This is a genomic window from Pseudoalteromonas sp. BMB (genome assembly GCF_001709235.1).
In the GTDB taxonomy this organism is placed as follows: Bacteria; Pseudomonadota; Gammaproteobacteria; order Enterobacterales; family Alteromonadaceae; genus Pseudoalteromonas; species Pseudoalteromonas maricaloris.
The window spans coordinates 87,150-103,208 of sequence record NZ_MBQA01000046.1 but is presented as its reverse complement, the minus strand read 5'-3'; the positions used below and the strand labels follow the sequence as shown (position 1 = coordinate 103,208).

Annotated in this window: 14 protein-coding genes and 3 tRNA genes; 10 read left to right on the top strand and 7 right to left on the bottom strand. The window is 42.6% G+C overall.

What is annotated here, in order from left to right; translation table 11 throughout:
• The first annotated feature begins 52 nt into the window (after positions 1 to 52).
• From prfB to BB427_RS03575, 7 genes are all read left to right on the top strand, one after another.
• Positions 53 to 1,151 (top strand): peptide chain release factor 2 gene (gene prfB, locus BB427_RS03605; protein WP_139052416.1). Its coding sequence is split into 2 segments (ribosomal slippage): positions 53 to 127 and positions 129 to 1,151, totalling 1,098 coding nucleotides; the frame shifts between segments, so codons are not numbered across the junction.
• 27 nt (positions 1,152 to 1,178) lie between these two features.
• Complete coding sequence (lysS, locus tag BB427_RS03600) at positions 1,179 to 2,729, top strand: lysine--tRNA ligase (protein WP_010375973.1); 1,551 nt, start codon at positions 1,179 to 1,181, stop codon at positions 2,727 to 2,729.
• Positions 2,730 to 2,967: 238 nt separating this feature from the next.
• Positions 2,968 to 3,150, top strand: coding sequence for a hypothetical protein (locus BB427_RS03595; RefSeq protein WP_010375970.1), 183 nt, complete (start codon positions 2,968 to 2,970; stop codon positions 3,148 to 3,150).
• A 119-nt stretch (positions 3,151 to 3,269) separates the two neighbouring features.
• Positions 3,270 to 3,362: transfer RNA gene (locus BB427_RS03590), tRNA-Ser, on the top strand.
• A gap of 21 nt (positions 3,363 to 3,383) precedes the next feature.
• Positions 3,384 to 3,460: transfer RNA gene (locus BB427_RS03585), tRNA-Arg, on the top strand.
• Between the two features lie 136 nt (positions 3,461 to 3,596).
• Positions 3,597 to 3,673, top strand: a tRNA-Arg gene (locus tag BB427_RS03580).
• Between the two features lie 684 nt (positions 3,674 to 4,357).
• Positions 4,358 to 5,518, top strand: coding sequence for an exo-beta-N-acetylmuramidase NamZ family protein (locus BB427_RS03575; RefSeq protein ID WP_069018970.1), 1,161 nt, complete (start codon positions 4,358 to 4,360; stop codon positions 5,516 to 5,518).
• A 55-nt stretch (positions 5,519 to 5,573) separates the two neighbouring features.
• Here BB427_RS03575 and BB427_RS03570 read toward each other — a convergent pair whose 3' ends face one another.
• Positions 5,574 to 6,422 carry a MurR/RpiR family transcriptional regulator gene (locus tag BB427_RS03570; RefSeq protein ID WP_010375966.1) on the bottom strand — a complete coding sequence of 283 codons (849 nt, stop codon included), beginning with the start codon at positions 6,420 to 6,422 and terminating at the stop codon, positions 5,574 to 5,576.
• A gap of 212 nt (positions 6,423 to 6,634) precedes the next feature.
• On the opposite strand from BB427_RS03570, the gene BB427_RS03565 reads away from it, so the two are divergent.
• Positions 6,635 to 8,011 carry a Na+/H+ antiporter NhaC family protein gene (locus tag BB427_RS03565; protein WP_069018969.1) on the top strand — a complete coding sequence of 459 codons (1,377 nt, stop codon included), beginning with the start codon at positions 6,635 to 6,637 and terminating at the stop codon, positions 8,009 to 8,011.
• 9 nt (positions 8,012 to 8,020) lie between these two features.
• On the opposite strand, the gene BB427_RS03560 is transcribed toward BB427_RS03565, so the two are convergent.
• The 3 genes from BB427_RS03560 to BB427_RS03550 form a co-directional block, all read right to left on the bottom strand.
• Entirely contained in the window at positions 8,021 to 8,626 is a 606-nt protein-coding gene (locus BB427_RS03560) for a hypothetical protein (RefSeq protein ID WP_069018968.1), read from the bottom strand.
• Complete coding sequence (locus BB427_RS03555; RefSeq protein WP_069018967.1) at positions 8,619 to 9,176, bottom strand: RNA polymerase sigma factor; 558 nt, start codon at positions 9,174 to 9,176, stop codon at positions 8,619 to 8,621. The genes BB427_RS03560 and BB427_RS03555 overlap by 8 nt, the downstream gene beginning before the upstream one ends.
• Before the next feature lie 106 nt (positions 9,177 to 9,282).
• The gene (locus tag BB427_RS03550; protein WP_069018966.1) at positions 9,283 to 9,918 is read right to left on the bottom strand and encodes an energy transducer TonB; all 636 of its coding nucleotides are present in this window, start codon (positions 9,916 to 9,918) and stop codon (positions 9,283 to 9,285) included.
• 169 nt (positions 9,919 to 10,087) lie between these two features.
• Between BB427_RS03550 and BB427_RS03545 the strand changes: the two genes are divergently transcribed.
• Both BB427_RS03545 and BB427_RS03540 read left to right on the top strand, forming a co-directional pair.
• Positions 10,088 to 10,594 (top strand): DUF3087 domain-containing protein, encoded by a 507-nt coding sequence (locus BB427_RS03545; RefSeq protein WP_069018965.1) that lies wholly within the window; start codon positions 10,088 to 10,090, stop codon positions 10,592 to 10,594.
• Between the two features lie 110 nt (positions 10,595 to 10,704).
• The gene (locus BB427_RS03540; protein ID WP_254663574.1) at positions 10,705 to 12,519 is read left to right on the top strand and encodes a DUF3413 domain-containing protein; all 1,815 of its coding nucleotides are present in this window, start codon (positions 10,705 to 10,707) and stop codon (positions 12,517 to 12,519) included.
• 229 nt (positions 12,520 to 12,748) lie between these two features.
• Here BB427_RS03540 and BB427_RS03535 read toward each other — a convergent pair whose 3' ends face one another.
• Genes BB427_RS03535 through BB427_RS03525 form a run of 3 tightly spaced genes read right to left on the bottom strand, consistent with a single transcriptional unit; the run spans position 12,749 to position 15,952 of the window.
• Complete coding sequence (locus BB427_RS03535; protein ID WP_069018963.1) at positions 12,749 to 14,314, bottom strand: sensor domain-containing diguanylate cyclase; 1,566 nt, start codon at positions 14,312 to 14,314, stop codon at positions 12,749 to 12,751.
• Complete coding sequence (locus tag BB427_RS03530) at positions 14,307 to 14,729, bottom strand: hypothetical protein (protein ID WP_069018962.1); 423 nt, start codon at positions 14,727 to 14,729, stop codon at positions 14,307 to 14,309. The genes BB427_RS03535 and BB427_RS03530 overlap by 8 nt, the downstream gene beginning before the upstream one ends.
• A complete protein-coding gene (locus BB427_RS03525; RefSeq protein ID WP_045989898.1) occupies positions 14,729 to 15,952 on the bottom strand; it encodes a hypothetical protein in 1,224 nt (407 codons plus the stop codon). The genes BB427_RS03530 and BB427_RS03525 overlap by 1 nt, the downstream gene beginning before the upstream one ends.
• Positions 15,953 to 16,059 lie beyond the last annotated feature (107 nt).

The following is a 16,059-nucleotide window of genomic DNA, read 5'->3' as shown; positions in this document are numbered from 1 at the left end:
CCTGTTTGTGTGAATTCACAAACCGACAAATTTAGTTCTGGAGTAAAGGTAAATGTTTGAAGTGAATCCTGTGATTAACCAAATCAAGGAAATTCGCGAACGTACAGAGCTTCTTAGGGGGTATCTTTGACTACGCTCTAAAGCAAGAGCGTTTAGAAGAAGTTAATGCCGAATTAGAAGATCCTGCTGTATGGAATGAGCCGGAAAGAGCCCAAGCACTGGGCAAAGAAAAATCGAATTTAGAAGTGATTGTTGAAACCATCGATAATCTCGTGTCTGGTGCCGATGACGCAGAAGGTCTGGTTGAGCTTGCTGTAGAAGCCGAAGATGAAGAAACCTTCATTGAAGCAGAGCAAGAGGTCAACGGCCTTGTTGAGCAGCTGGAAAAACTAGAGTTTCGTCGTATGTTCTCAGGCGAGCAAGATGCCAACGATGCGTACATCGACTTGCAGTCAGGCTCTGGCGGTACTGAAGCCCAAGACTGGTGTAACATGTTGCTGCGTATGTATTTGCGCTGGGCTGAGGCGAAAGGTTTTAAAGCCGAAATCGTTGAAGCGACCGATGGCGATGTTGCTGGTATTAAGGGCGCAACAGTTAAAGTTACGGGCGAATATGCTTACGGTTGGCTTCGTACAGAAACGGGCGTACACCGCTTAGTACGTAAGAGTCCTTTTGATTCAGGCGGCCGTCGTCATACTTCGTTTGCTTCTGTATTCGTTTACCCAGAAATTGACGACAATATCGAAATCGATATTAATCCTGCAGATCTTCGTATCGATGTATATCGTGCATCGGGCGCAGGTGGTCAGCACGTTAACCGTACAGAATCAGCGGTACGTATTACGCACTTACCAACCAATACGGTAGTGCAGTGTCAGAATGACCGTTCGCAGCACAAGAACAAAGATCAAGCGATGAAGCAGTTAAAGGCGAAATTGTTTGAACTTGAACTGCAAAAGCAAAACGCTGAAAAGCAAGCCCAAGAAGATGCAAAATCTGACATCGGCTGGGGCAGCCAAATCCGTTCATACGTGCTAGATGATTCACGTATTAAAGATTTGCGTACAGGTATTGAAAATCGCAATACCCAAGCCGTACTAGACGGCGATTTAGACAAATTTATCGAAGCAAGCCTGAAATCAGGCCTTTAATCCACAAGCTAAACTAAGAGCTAAACAATGACAGATCACAATCAAGACGAAAATAAACTTATTGCTGAGCGTCGTGGCAAGCTAGATGCGATCCGGGAAAATTGCCCTGCGAATGGCCACCCGAACTCATTCCGCCGCGAAGACTACACACAAGATCTACAAGCTAAGTTTGGTGATAAATCGAAGGAAGAGCTAGTAGAACTTGATCATCATGTTTCTGTTGCGGGTCGTTTGCTTGCGAAACGTGGTCCTTTCTTAGTGTTGCAAGACATGAAAGGTCGTATTCAGGCTTATGCTTCAAAAGACGTACAAAAAGACCTAAAAGAGAAGTATGGTCAATTAGATATCGGCGATATCGTTGGTGTTAAAGGTCCGCTTCATAAATCTGGTAAAGGTGACTTATATGTCGACATGGTTGAGTATGAACTACTGACTAAGTCGCTACGTCCACTACCTGAAAAGTTCCACGGTCTGACTGATCAAGAAGCAAAATACCGTCAGCGTTATGTTGATTTGATCACTAACATGGACACGCGCGAAACATTCCGTATTCGTTCAAAAGTGATTGAAGGTATTCGCCGTTTCTTAGCTGAACGTGACTTTATGGAAGTGGAAACGCCGATGCTACAGGTTATTCCGGGCGGTGCGTCTGCACGTCCTTTTGTAACGCATCACAATGCATTAGATATTGATATGTATCTACGTATCGCGCCTGAGCTATATCTTAAGCGTTTAGTGGTTGGTGGTTTTGATCGTGTGTTCGAAATCAACCGTAACTTCCGTAACGAGGGTTTATCTACGCGTCATAATCCAGAGTTCACTATGATTGAGTTCTATCAAGCATACGCGGATTACAATGATTTGATGAACTTAACTGAAGACATGTTACGCACCGTGGCACAAGACGTGTTAGGCACTACTACAGTTGTTAATACTGTAAAAAATGCTGAAGGCGAAGTGACAGAGACGATTGAGTATGACTTTGGTAGTGCGTTCCAGCGTTTGTCTATGGCTGATGCTATTTTACAATACGGCCCAGATGCTGAAGCACAAGCTGAAATCTTTAAAGATCCAGAAAACCACTTTGAAGCACTAAAAGCATACGCTAAGAAAGTTCACGTTAAGATCCCTGAAAACTGTGTATGGGGCCCAGGTAAGTTCCTATGTGAAATCTTCGAAGAAGTCGCTGAGCACAGACTTATCCAACCGACGTTCATCACTGAATATCCTTGGGAAGTGTCTCCGCTGGCGCGTCGTAACGATGAAAATCCATTTATCACAGACCGTTTCGAGTTCTTCGTGGGTGGCCGTGAGCTTGCAAATGGTTTCTCTGAGCTTAATGACGCTGAAGACCAAGCTGCGCGCTTTGCGCGTCAAGTGGAAGAAAAAGATGCAGGTGACGATGAAGCAATGCACTACGATGCGGATTATATTCGTGCGCTAGAACATGGTTTACCACCAACAGCAGGTGAGGGGATTGGTATCGATCGCCTTGTGATGTTATTCACAGACTCACCGACTATTAAAGACGTTATCTTGTTCCCACACATGCGTCCTGAAGTGCAAGCTGAACAGTAAGTATTTTCATGTAATCTGAAAGTACATCTAGAAAAGCGCCTTATGGCGCTTTTCTGTTATTTTCGTAAGATAAATCTCACAGTATTTTTAAATACTTAGTTTTATTATGTAGTTATTGCCAACTCCTACTCATCATAAAAGTTGTTTCTCTTTTGAAACTAGATTATCCCAATTTCCTAACTAGTCTTTTTCAAGTTCTAATGCTGCGTTAAAAATAACAAATAGGGAATCCGATAAGATGAGCAATAATGAGTTTGAAAATGTCGATGAGCACGAGCAAGCGAGAATTTTATATTATCGGGCTTGTATCGCTGAGTTTCAGCAGCTTGGTTATCAAGAAGCATTTTTGGACGAAGTTTTGCGTCAACAACGTGCATTAAGAAATACCTACAGCGATCCTAACCCCCTACAAAATGAGTAAAAATTGGCGTTAGTGCCGAGTAACTAAGCAGACTGCACAATCTATCACCATTCAGTGCTTTTTTACAAGAAAAGTATTTGACATATTTTTTCTAACCTATATTATACGCCCCACAAGACGGAGAGGTGGCCGAGTGGCCGAAGGCGCTCCCCTGCTAAGGGAGTATAGGGTTTGTAGCCCTATCGAGGGTTCGAATCCCTCCCTCTCCGCCATTTTTAATGGTTGTCTTGTACGGACGCATAGCTCAGCTGGATAGAGTACCTGGCTACGAACCAGGCGGTCGGAGGTTCGAATCCTCCTGCGTCCGCCACTTCTCCTTGAGTGGTTAAATAATAAAGGTAGGAAACAGGAAGTCGGAGGTTCACCTTCACAAAATACGTCCTGCGTCCGGCACTTTTCTTTAGGTGGTTAAATATAAAGCAGTTGGAAAACTATACATTCATAACGGACGCATAGCTCAGCTGGATAGAGTACCTGGCTACGAACCAGGCGGTCGGAGGTTCGAATCCTCCTGCGTCCGCCACTTCTCCTCAAGTGGTAAAATAAAGAGATAAACAAGCCGACGACAGTCGGTTTTTTTGTGTCTAATATCCATGTAGGAGCAGGTTTACCCCGCGATCTTTTGCGGAAGTTGAAGACGACGACGCTCGGAGGTTCACTCTCCACAATATATGTCCTGCATCCGCCACTTTTCCTCAAGTGGTTAAAGAGTGAAGGTAAAAACAGGCGGTCGGAGGTTCACTCTCCACAACATACGTCCTGCATCCACTACTTATCTCAAGTGGTTAAAATAAAGAGATAAACAAGCCGACGAAAGTCGGTTTTTTTGTGCTTAAATGTCTCGTGTAGGAGCAGGCTTACCCTGCGATCTTTTACGAAAGTTGAATATGACGGCGCTCGGAGGTTCACTCTTCACAACACACATCCTGCGTCCGCCACTTTTCCTCAAGTGGTAAAATAAAGAGATAAACAAGCCGATGAAAGTCGGTTTTTTTGTGTCTAATATCCATGTAGGAGCAGGTTTACCCTGCGAGCTGTTACGAAAGTTGAATACATCGACGCTCGGAGGTTTACCCTGCGATCTGTTACGGAAGTTGAATACGACAACGCTCAGAGATTCACTACTGCATGATTAAACTCCCGAAACACTTTTCATTTTTTTTCTGACTGATACCCTAATCGCGTATTTATTTAGAGAAAGCGTTATATGTTTCAATCACTCAGAATTTGTTTACTACTTGTTTTTTGTTGTGTTCCTTTAACTGTTGAAGCGCTTACATTAGGTGCTGAGCGCGCAGAAGAGTATTTACCTGTGTTAAAAGGTAAGCGCGTCGGATTAATCGTAAACCAAACATCCCGCGTTGACGACCAACATCTAGTTGATTACTTACTTAATAAAGAAGTGGATGTTAAAAAGGTCTTTGCACCGGAACACGGTTTTCGTGGTAATTATGATGCGGGTGCTAAAGTAGATGATGCAAAGGATGTGAAAACTGGGCTACCAATCATTTCGCTTTATGGCAGTAATAAAAAGCCAAGGCCTGAGCAGCTCAAAGATATTGATGTGCTTATCTTTGATATTCAAGATGTGGGGTTGCGCTTTTATACATACATCAGCACTATGCACCTCGCGATGGAAGCCGCAGCCGATGCAAATATTGAATTTTGGGTTTTTGATAGGCCAAATCCAAATATCGCATATGTTGATGGCCCATTATTAGAAAAACCATTTCAATCTTTTGTTGGTATGCATCCCATTCCCGTATTGCATGGCATGACCGTTGGCGAACTGGCGACTATGATTAAAGGAGAAGGGTGGTTAACCTCGCTTACAGCGCTACAGTTACGTGTATTTCCAATGCGAAACTATAGCGGTAACACTGAATACAGATTGCCGATCCCGCCAAGTCCTAACCTACCAAACCAGCAAGCAATCTACTTGTATCCATCTTTATGCTTTTTTGAAGCGACACCTATTTCTGTTGGTCGTGGAACGGATTTTCCATTTCAAGTTTTTGGCTACTCAGATCCTAAATTGGGTGAGTTTCAGTTTACTCCTCAACCAGTGCTAGGTGCGGCTTCCAACCCTAAATTAAATGGTGTGACTGCGTTCGGGCAGGATTTAAGAAACAGCAATGTACGAGGTTTTGATCTAACTTGGTTTGTTGCTGCATACGCACAGTTCAAGCACGAGAATAAAGCGTTTTTTCAGTCCCCCGATTTTCTCGATAAGCTTGCAGGCACGGACAAAATCCGCAAAGCCATTGAGTCTGGCCAATCGGCATCAGAGTTGAGAACACTGTGGCAGCAGGATGTACAAGATTTTTTAAAGCAGCGGAAAAAGTATTTATTATACCCGAGACTGTAACGGGTTTTTGCTAGAGGTAAACGGCAGCACGAGTCTGCCGTGAGTGGCTTAAGTCTTACTCGCTACGCAATACTTGCATGTTTTCATTGGCCTTATCCACGCGTTTTTGCCAATGCAGGTTTGATTGGGCAAGTGCCGTGAATAACACATCAATAAGGTAGGCTTGAGAAGTACGAGACAGCATGCCTGAATGTTTAAGTGGCTCTCCTTCATTGATACAATACAGTATCGCATCTGCCATTTCCGCAAGTGAGTGGCTACCATAACGAGAAATGGCAAGACATTTACAACCATTGTCCAATGCTTGATTAGTCAAGGTTAGCAAGCTCTTACTGGTTCCTGTATTGCTGATCACAATAAAAAGATCGTCCTTCCCCATCGTTGCAATAAAGCTAGAGGCGCTGATTTCATCAACCTGAGCAATTGCCGGAATACCAAGTTTTTGGAGTTTCCAAGTTAAATCTTGGGCCATAGTGAAAGTACTACCAAGTGCACACACAATGACTTTTCGTGCGTTCTTCACCAACTGAATTGCGTTCTCAAACTGTTTTGCTGAGTTAAGTTTTCGAGTTTCGGAAATAACATTTTGCTGTTTTAGTTGTAATTTATCTGCGATTAACTCGATGGAGTCATTACTGGAAATTAACTCATCAATTGGTGCGCTGGTATCCGTTTGCTCGTTGAGCGCATCAACAACGGCAAGTTTAAATGCTGGAAATCCTTTATAACCCAGCTTTTGGGCAAATTTTACGACGCTAGATTGGCTGACACCGGCTTCGCGTGCCAGCTCAACGGAAGAAAGCGCACGGATTTTATCGCCCGAGTTCAAGGTAAAGTCAGCAAGCTTTGCTTCACTATTTGATAGTGATGGACGAAGTGCTTTTATTTTGACAAATGTAGACATGCGATACTCAATCCGAACTAAATTAATCTGTCCATATTATAGGTTCAATTGGAACGTTACGATAGACCAAAAAGGAATATAATTGCACAAAACACACTCATTGTACCAGTATTGGGGTTAAATGTTGACTTAAATTTAATTTAGTCGCAAAGACTTGGTGTTTTAAACCGCTTAACTTAAGCTAAGTGTTTTGAATTTATAGATTAAACTATATGGCTTGGTACTCGATTTTGCCACCTTTGATTGCAATTGCAGTCGTGTTTTGGCGTAAAGAAGTGATTATCGCATTGATTTTAGCGCTAGTTTCTTCCGAATTTTTATTGGCTCTACATGGTCAGCAGTCGCTAATTGCCGGCACATTCGTAGGCAGTATTGAACGTGTTATTGAGGTTGCGACATCGGCAGGTAACAGCCGGATCTTGATTTTTAGCATCGTGATAGGTGCATTGCTCGCCTACATTAGAGAGTCAGGTGGAGTTGCTGCAACGGTGAATATGCTGCTTAATCGAGGCGTCGCTAAAAGTAAACGTCAGGTTGGCTTACTAACCATGTTTACTGGCACGGCAGTGTTCATCGAATCAAATATGAGTGTACTAACCTCTGGTATTGTTGCGAGGGGACTATTTGATAAGTTCAAGATGAGTCGGGCTCGCTTGGCTTATATCATCGATAGTACTAGCGCTCCTGTATGTATTTTGATTTTGCTTAATGGTTGGGGTGCTTATGTGCTTGGATTGCTAAGTAACTACGAACTTGAGCAGTCGGCAGTGAGTATTTTATGGGGTAGTGTCGCGTTTAATTTTTATGCGATTATTGCACTGTTAATTGTTCTCTATACTATTGTCTTTGATAAAGTTCATGGACCGATGAGGGCCGCAGAGCAAGAGTTAAAGCACCATACAGCTGAAATAGGTAGTGGGCCAAGTGCCACCAAATCGCGTTATATGCTGATCCCTTTATTAACGCTGATTGTAAGTATGATTGGATTTATGTTTTGGACAGGCGATGGTGTATTGGCAAATGGTAGTGGTTCTAAGTCAGTACTTTATGCCACAATTTTAGCTTCAACCGTTGCGTACCTGCTGCTTTTAACTGGTAAGAGATTTAGTCATCACGAGCTAATGGATGTTGGCTTTAAGGGGATGGGGGAGCTGCTGCCATTGGTAAGCATTGTGTTACTCTCTTTGACTCTAGGTGCAAGTTTAAAAGAGTTGGGAACAGGGACTTTTGTTGCGTCTTTAGTTGGTGACTATCTGCCTATTTACTTGATAGTACCTGTACTCTTTATTACAGGTGCAATCATGTCATTTACAACTGGCACATCATGGGGCACCTTTGCCATATTAATACCGATTGGTGTGCCACTGATTCAAGCGCTTGGCTTGCCGCCGTCGCTTGTGCTTGGTGCTATTTTAAGCGGTGGTATATTTGGCGATCACTGCTCGCCTATCTCTGATACCAGCGCGGTATCGGCACTGGCATCAGGGTGTGACCTACTGACTCATGTTAAAACCCAATTACCCTATGCACTGGTGGGGGGCGTATTAGCTATTATCTGCTTCTTTATTGCCAGCCTTATTATGATTTAAGAGCGCCTGTTAGGGGCAAGCCAAAACTTGGTTTTGCCCTATACTTTCAATTGCAATAATTTGCCCTTGGTTGGTGGTCGACAGTGCTAGCATAACTGGCGTATTAAAATTAATGACACTGGTTTTTGGTTGCGGCATGGCGCTAAGTAAGCTCTGTTTTAACTCGATGAGAGTATGGGTATTACACTCTTCAATTAACCAAGCATCATCGTTAATCGCAACGAGTCGACCGTAACGCTGTTCTTGAACTTGTTGTTGCGCAGCCTCAAATCTAGCATCCAGCACTTTTTTCTGTTCGTCTATACGGGCAAGATACTGGCCCTGCTGTAGCTCATGCGTTTCGATGTGTTGAAAATCTCCATAACTGACTAAATGAGCACTTGAGTTATATTCTTTATCAATATCAACATGTTGATTTTGATACCATAAGGTGAAAAGTAAAGCGACTGAACAAGTAACCGCGCTCCACTGCCAAGTTTCTATACGACCCAAAAAATGATGGGCAAAGCTAACTAGTCGCACCTTGATGCGAGTAGCCAAAGTTAACGGTTTGTCCTGCTTGCTAGCTTGGTAAGCCGCTTTTAACTTGGCGTCAAATTTGTCTAAATTACTCATGGTTTTCACCCACTTGAGACTTTAGTGTCTCTTTTGCGTATCTAATTCGAGTTTTTACAGTCTCTTGTGTGGCCCCTACAATTTGCGCTATTTCAGCTAAGCTGAAGCCCTCTAACTGTAAGCTTAGCGCCTCTTTTTGTAATAAAGGAAGTGCAGCAATTTGCTGGTATAGCCACTGTTCCTCCGATGTTTTTGTAAACTCATTGGAGTTGGTCATACCTACTTTACTATCTGTCAACTCAGAGAGTTTACCTGAGGCCCTGATTGAATCGATTAGCAAGTTACGTGCAATGTGAAACAAGTAAGCCTTGGGGTGACCCTGCTGTCGATAAGCGCTTTTCTTTTCGATGATTTTTAGCCATGTTTTTTGACATATATCTTCTGCCGACGCCGCCTGTGTTTGTGTTTTTAGAAAGTGAAATAAATCACTTTGATAGCGCTCAATGACTTGCTCTAGGTATTTTACTTTACCCGTCGTCGCATATTCATAAAGCGGATCTTCTACGTTGCTGGTGGCGCGAGCACGCCACATTTTCAAGCTACTCAGCATAGGCAATCCTAAGTCTCAAGGGTCAACAGACCCTAATATCAATAAGCTAAATTAAGAAGTTTACTTCGTGACTCAGCGACTCAAATTGATTACGTATCAATGGCTGTTATTGTTCCAGTGTAAACTCTAATACAACGCGCTGAGCGTATTGCGGCTGCGGTTTTCCATCAACAATAAGTGGTCTATATTTCCATTTCCTTAGTGCTCTGACAGCAGCCTGATCAAATACTCTTTTAGGCTCCGCATTCGTCACTTTAACATCAATCACTTCGCCTTGTGGAGAAATGGCAAACTCCATTTCTACCCAGCCTTCCACTCCATCTCTAGCAGCCGCGGGCGGATAGTTAGGGTTGCTTCTAACAAGTGGAGTCGCTTGCCCATCGGTGGAGAATTGCAGCGTCATTGTGTTAGTAAACTTACCTAAATCTAAGCGAGGTGTCTCGCTACTAATTTGTAGATTATCTCCTGTATCAACGATATTTTCAGTAGGTCTAATCGGGGCCGTTATTGGTTTTGGTGGTTCTGGCATTACCCTTTTTTCTTCGACTGGAGAGTCCTCTCGATCCGCTGCAATAGTAAGATCAAATACTTCTATGTCGATAATGGGGCGAGTGAGCTCTTGAGAGACCAAGTTTTGCATAAAGCCAAAGGTGGCAAAAGTAATAATAACTGCGCCAACAAGCGATAGTGCGAGTTTTGGAATTGCTGAATTAGGCTGTTGAAGAGTGGCTAATGTCGTCATGATTTTATCCCCGTTATGTTGTTTTCGTAACATAGAACGTTTGAGTAACGGAAACGGGGTGAAAGTTTTTAGATTTTTTTGATATGTATCTTGGTTTGGTTACAGGCCTTGGATTACAATGCACGAGGAGCAGAGTACATTATTTAATTTTTCGTGATCATAGGTTGTTATGAAGTTAGTTGAGATCAACAAGGCGCGTTATCGCAAACATCTAAATCAAGTTATCATTGCTTGCGTTGCAGCGCTAACAATCGGTAGTTTAGGGATTGCTCAGTTATTGATCCAATTATTTCCTGATGTTGATGGTAGCCATTTTCATTGGAATTTAACTGGTGTAGTCGTGACCAGCATCGTCATTGGGCTCGTGCTCAAAAAGCACAAAGCGCATCCCTTTATGACCGAAGTAAGTTATGTGTGGGACTTAAAGCAATCACTGAACAAAATCACCCGTAAAATGGCAAAGTTAAAACAGGCAGCGCAGCAGGGGGATGTAGATGCGATGGCGGCGATTCAGTATAGCTATGCGGGATCTCGTCAGCTATGGCAATTGGATGACAATACCATAACGATGGATGATTTGGCGATGTGGCAAGCAGAGCTGGATTCACTGGCTAGCAAGTATCAAGTTGAAATAAAAGCAGAAAACTATAAAGAAACGATATTGAAACAGTACTAACAAAGCGACTTGTTTCGGCGTTAAACTTTTTCACAATTTTTAATGTGACACTAATATGTCAGAACGGTAATATAACAGTCAAATTTTCTATTAAAGGAACAATTTGAACTGTGCTATTGCGTCATCGGTTTCACCAGTTCGGCTGGTTGGTTCTTATCAACTCTCTTTGCTCAATCTTAATTACCATAAACGTTGTAAATACCAACCCTGCCGATTATCAAGGACTGACATTATTTTACGTTTCCGTATCAACGTGGAGCCATATGGCTTTACTCACAGCATTAGTGAGTATTGTCGCTATGCCTTTAGTATGGTTACAGTCAAATAAAGTGAGATCCGTATGCTTTGCTTTATTTTATGCATTGTTTTTCGTAGCACTTATTGCAAATAGCTTGTGCTTTGAGCTTTACAAGTTTCATATTAACGGTGTTATTGTCGATATGCTGCTTGCTGGCCAAGTTATTGAGTTCTCGCCAATTGCATGGGCTCAAGCGGTAGCCATTTTTGTTATGATATTTGTTGTCCAGTTTTACCTGTCAACATGGTTAAGTAAGCCCCGAGCCGTAATGCAGCTGCGTTTTGGTCGAAAGTTTACCAGCGTAACCATTTTTGCGCTGTTGGCGAGCAATACTATTCATGCTTGGGCAAGTGCGACGGTATATCAACCGATCACAGGTTTCAGTAAGTACTTACCTCTCTACAAACCCGCAACAGCAAACTCCTTTTTGCGTAGATATGATTTGCTAGATGAAGCTGCATTGGCGCAGCAGAAATCTATGTCTTTAACACAAGGACAATTTAACTATCCTTTACAACCTATTGAAGTGGAGCCAGTTAAGAAGCCTCTTGATATTGTTTTTGTGGTGCTGGATTCATGGCGGTATGATGCTTTTACAGCGCAAGTGACTCCCAATATTTGGCGATTCTCACAACAGGGAGTGGTCTTCAATCAACACTTCTCTACTGGAAATTCTACACGCACAGGGATAACCGGGTTATTTTATGGCTTGCCTGGCACCGCTTGGCAGGACATTTACAACAATCGTGTTACACCGTTATTGATGGACAGAATGCGGGAGTTGAACTACCAACTTGGAATATTCTCTTCTGCTCAGCTTGTTCGCCCTGAGTTCAATGAAACAGTCTTTGCCAACATTATAGGCTTGAAAACACATACTGAAGGTGATGACGTTTTAGCTAGGGATGAGCAGATCACCAAAAATTGGGCTAAATGGTATGCTAATAAAGATCCAAACCAGCCGTCTTTCAGTTTTCTCTTTTATGATGCAATCCATGGCTACGCAGTTCCTGAGGGTTACCATGCCGGGTTTGAGCCAATGCACGGTCCCATTAACCATATGTTATTGGACAACGATTATGATAGAGAATCAATTTTAAATCGTTATCTTACCAGTACACACTTTGTAGATAGTCTTGCTGCATCGGTATTAGCGCAGCTTGATATAGAGAATACACTGGTGATTATCACGTCAGATCATGGTGAAGAGCTGAATGACAACAAGCTTAATTACTGGGGACATAATAGTAATTTTACTGAGCCGCAGATAAAGGTGCCATTTATTGTTGTTGGACCAAAAAGCGAAAAGTGGCAGCATTGGCAAGCCTCAAATGTGATAACCAGTCACTTAGACCTGGCTCCAACGTTGATGAATGAGTATTTAGGGATTAAAAACACGCCTGAAGAGTATAGTACGGGTTATAACCTAACCGGGCCCGTTAAAGAGAGAAATTGGTTACTACTTAGTAGCTACAACAAATATGCGGTTGTGAGTAAGCAGCAAATTATTGAAGTCTCGCCCATGGGAACCTACGAGACGCTCGATGAAACTAACAGGCCATCAGAGCAAGAGCCAAACTTTGAATATATTCAAGAGGCAATGCAGCAGATAAGTCACTTTCAGTAGATAAAGGCAAGTTAGGTGTGCTGGTGGACTGTCGTACATCGGTACACACTAATACCAATTAGTCTTAATACTTGCTCAATTTGAAGGAGTAAATCTGACGCTAACAGCGTTAAAAATTTCTCATTTAGAATAACTAAATAGCAAAATTTTCGCCTAGTTATCGACAAGATTCTCTCGCCTCAAAATAGATCACTTAATTAAGCGAATTGGTATAACTTGAGCGGTATAATTAAGCGCTTAAAGAGTAAAATTGAAAGGCGTTTTTCTTGTCTTTTTTTACCGTATACATAGCGACATCAGCACACTCAATTAATTGGCTTAGCTCAACCGCGTCTCTTGGATAGCTTGCAATACCTATGCTCGCGCCAACTCGCAGTGGCAGTGATTTCCCTTCTGGCGTTTGCCAAATCATCTCGGTGTTTATCGCCTCTAGCAGGTTTTCAGCGATGCGCTGCAACTTTTCATTTTTGGCACAGTGCAAGGCAATTAAAAACTCATCACCTCCCCAGCGACAAACCACATCTTGTTCTCTAACCTGAGTACTAATTTGAGTGGCGATATGCTTTAACATAGCGTCTCCGGCGTTATGGCCATAAATATCATTGATTGGTTTAAACTCATCTAAATCAATAATAAATAAGCTAAACGGAGTTTCGGTATCTAACCACTCGTTGATCTTGATCTCAGTACCATGGCGATTATAGAGGCCTGTTAGCTTATCGCGGTTAGCCTTTTTATTGAGTTCTTGAAACACGGTTTTTCTCAGCGTGATATCTGATAAAAACACCTGTAAATAGAATTGTCCGCTGCTTTCCACTCTCAGCATGATGACACTCAGCCAAACAGGTTGTTCGGTCATGGGGTTGATAAACTCAAACTCTGATTGAGTTGGCTGGTTAAGCTCCAAGGTATGCTCCGTAAAGGTGTAGAGAATATCCGGAGTTTTGCAGTAGCGACCGAAGCTTTCGGGAAAATATTCATCAAGGTCAATTGCCATACCTGCCAGCAAATCACAAGCGGCATCATTAGCTAATATCACTTCACCTTTGTCTTTTACCAGTAGAGTGGGAGAAGATGAGCGCTCAAACATGAGTCTAAAGCGCTTCTCAAGGATTTCGATATCAGCTCGTAGTTGCCGTTCTTGCTCGAACATAGAAGCGGTTTTTGCAATAAGTTGATTGGTATTGCTTGCAATATCACCTATTTCACTTGATTCATGTCCTTTAGGCACGACTAAATTCAAGGGGGCTCCAGGAATAACCCTAGCAATTTGACTACTTAAATAACTCAGGGGTTTCGTTACTATGAAGTGTGTCACGACGGTAAAGATGATTAATATCGGGATGATGACGACCAACAAAGTTTGAACGCTTGAACGAGCGATATCTCTAGCACTTTGCTCGATAAAAACGGAATTTGGTTGAATATAGATCTCACCTACGATTTCACTCAACAAAAACGGATGATTAAGCTTAATAATGGTCGCATTTTTCGGCTTAAATCCTACGCTTTGAGCGAGCCACTTTTCTTCACTTTTGATTGCGGCAGAAGAGATAACGTCGTTACTGACTAGGCCATTAATAACTTCTACAGCAAGGTCTTTGTCATTGAGATAAGTCGCAATAGAGGAAGAAGACGACACGGTTTGGCCAATTTGCCCGATAATAGTATTAGAGCGCCGAAGTTCACGCTCAACAATATGGTCGTGATATAACTTAGCGTAAAGCATTGAAAAAATTAAAGTCGAGACAACAAGCACGAGTGCTAGTCGCACGATCAGCCCATATTTAGTCATCGATTTGGTAAATTACCTTCACATCACCGGTCACAAAGTCTGCTGGAACATAGCCGATTGCATTTGGCGTATTTCTGATATTTTCAAGTATAGTCGACGGTGAGGAAAATGACTGAGGGGGAGAAACTTTGCCGCTGAATTTTATTCTTGACCAATAGGCGTTGATTTGGCTTTCATTACGTCCTGTCAGTGCCAGAAAAAAAGGGCCTCTTAAAGGATGCGATTTTTCGTAGTCATAGGTCACGGCCATATCGCCGTTGGGAAAAGCAACGTATTTTCCCATGTACATGTCGATGAGTTGGCGCTGCGATATCGACTCGATGGGGTTGTCTTTGTTAACGATGACGGCAATATCGGCTGTTGCTGAAATTGGGTAAGAAACAAGGAAGAAAACAGCAATAAGTAACCTATTCATCAGAACACCCAATTAAAACTAAGCGTAAATGTGTTGAAGGAAAGGTCAGGATCACTAAATTGCTCTGTATTGTGAAGGTAGAAAGCGCTGGGCAAATGGTCAGCAGAGGTATGTTTCCAATTGAACTTTAGCGCTAATGTCGGGCTCAATTCACGTCGCCACGTTAGGGAAGTGCTATGCTGATCCAGTTGATAAAAACCAGAGTGCATGGAAGCCGCCTCGTAAATTTGCATTAATTCAGGTAATGGGACGAGTGGACCAGGCTCTACACTTGGCTCATTATCGGACTTGGCAACTGAGTAGGTGAAAGACAAGGTATTTAAATCAAAGCGCTTGCCCAGAGTGATGTAGCCTGCTTTTAAGTGGTTGAGCACGCTGGAGTTGGAATCCGTCAGCGATATTTCACTCTGTAGTAGCCAATTTGAGTCATCATATCTCATACTGACTGCGCTGTAGGTGAAGCGTTTGTCGATGATATAAAGAGAATCGATCAGCTCATTTTTGGTTGGCCAAACTTGTAGGGGAACTTGCGTGAGTGCATCACGTAACTGCTTTTGCTGCTCGTGTTCATTGGCTGCTTGTGTTGTTGTATAGTTGGCTCTAAACAGCCAATTTAACGTTTCGTACTGTACCGCTACACCCAAGATAGATTTGAGTTCTACATTCCAAAAAAACTCATAATCGCTGTAGATCGGTGACTCGGAGCGCCCCCAATATGCCTTGATACTGGCGATGCCCTGATCAAGCGGCGTGCGGTACTGAATGTCAACGCCATCCAAGTTCTGATGTGGGATAATAGAGTAAAATTCAACGGGAGGGTGTTCCATATCCATCGAGTAGCCGATATCTCGATATTCAGTCATTAAGAATAGATCTAACCCGGTACGTCCTGCCCGGAATTGCCAATTTGAGTTTAAGTGGTAACGTAAAAATGCCAGTTTAATAGCGTTTTTCACTCGGTCATCATGTTGTTCTTTTAACAGCAGCTGTCCAACAAGCTCCAAATTATCACTAGCATGCCATTCGGCTTGTAGGCCCAAAGATGAAAATGAAAAGTCGAGTTCATCTCTTTCTACACCGTGTGGTTGTGAAATGGACTCTCTGATTTTGGCAGTATGGGAGTCTGTTTTAACCGCCTTGAGCGTAGCAAAGCCACTGAAATCGATGTCAGAGCCGTAGCTGAATGTGGTTAAAAATAGTAGGCAGATAAAAACAGAGCGCATGAGTTATAAATGTTTTCGCTTTCCTTTTTATATAGCCTAGTTCGAATTTTGACATTTACCAATGCGATGTCCGTCTTGCCCTTGTATAATGAACTTAGAGACACCAT